This window comes from Paenibacillus baimaensis, from assembly GCF_025567575.1.
In genome coordinates, this window is sequence record NZ_JAOQIO010000126.1 from 1 (window position 1) to 1,270 (window position 1,270).

Genomic DNA, 1,270 nt, shown 5'->3' on the forward strand with positions numbered 1-1,270 from the left:
AGAAAGCGACCAAATTACTGAACAATTTTAGTTCAACTTATATAGATTCAGACTTTTTCATTCCTTAGCTCGGTAATTGCAAGATACGTTAGGATTCATGCAACAGGGCTCAGTCCAGATGCTCAAGGCTTCAATGGGTAGTAGACGTTAATGTAATTGACCAAGAGTGAGACTGGACTACACCCAAATGCCATCAAGCCAATTATTGATTACCAGTATGATAATAATGGGAATGTGCCCAATTCATCATTCCATCTATCCATGCACATCCTAAGCACGCGACTCACCACAAAAGATAGAATTACCCAACCTTTCTATCATTGAAAATATTATTACTCAATCCATTCCTGATTCCGAAGGTAACCTTGCTTAAGAAACTCATATCGATATCCCTTACCTTCCTGATTTTATTCAGCCTGACCACACCTTTGCTAGCAGCCCCAAACCCATCCTATGAAAATGATGAGGAAATCGGCTATATTGTGAAATTTAAGGACGGCTCCAAAGGCAACACAGCATTACGTACGATGAGCAAAAAGACAGAGAAGGCGTTCAGTCGTCTGAATGCTCATGCAGCTGTTCGTTTAAAAAAAGCGGACCTTCAAAAGCTCCAGCAGGATCCCAATGTGGAGTATGTGGAACCGGACAGTTACGTCCAGAAATCGGCAGACATTGTTACGCCTAAACTGACTCAGATTCATGTGCCAGCCGTTATCNCAGCGTCTACACAGGCAAAGGCGTCAAAATCGCCATTATGGATACTGGAATCTCGGCGAATCATTCCGACCTGCGGGTGGCCGGAGGCGCTACCTTCGTTCCGAATGAGACCAGCTATTCGGATACGAATGGATACGGTACCCATGTTGCCGGTATTATCAGTGCGCTGCGCAACGGTCAAGGATTGGTTGGGATTGCACCTGAAGCAGATTTGTATATGCCGTTAAAGTCCTCGATACAAGTGGCAGCGGCTGTTACAGCTGGGTGATCGCAGGCCTGGAATGAGCGATTGACAACCACATGGATATCATCACCATGAGTTTCGCTGGAGAAGAGAATTCCGCCGCTTTAAAAGAAGCGATGCAGTTGGCTGCTGCCAACGGGATTTTGCTTATAGCTGCGATCGGCAACGATGGAAAATCGTCCGTTTTGGCTCTTGAATTCGTTTGTGAATGTACGTCTTTCTTTGGGCATAGTGTAGTTTCGCTCCTTGTCTATTGGCTATATTCTAAACCCAATGATTTCACGGTTAAATAGATCAATAAACAAGCAG

Annotated in this window: 1 protein-coding gene and 1 pseudogene; one reads left to right on the forward strand and one right to left on the reverse strand. The window is 44.6% G+C overall.

The features are described 5' to 3' along the window. Positions 1–742: 742 nt before the first annotated feature. Positions 743–985, forward strand: a pseudogene (locus OB236_RS39710) (S8 family serine peptidase); the annotation flags it as partial. 80 nt (positions 986–1,065) lie between these two features. Here the strand turns inward: OB236_RS39710 and OB236_RS39960 are convergent. Continuing rightward, positions 1,066–1,191, reverse strand: a complete 126-nt coding sequence (locus tag OB236_RS39960; protein ID WP_332843825.1) for a hypothetical protein — start codon at positions 1,189–1,191, stop codon at positions 1,066–1,068. Positions 1,192–1,270 lie beyond the last annotated feature (79 nt).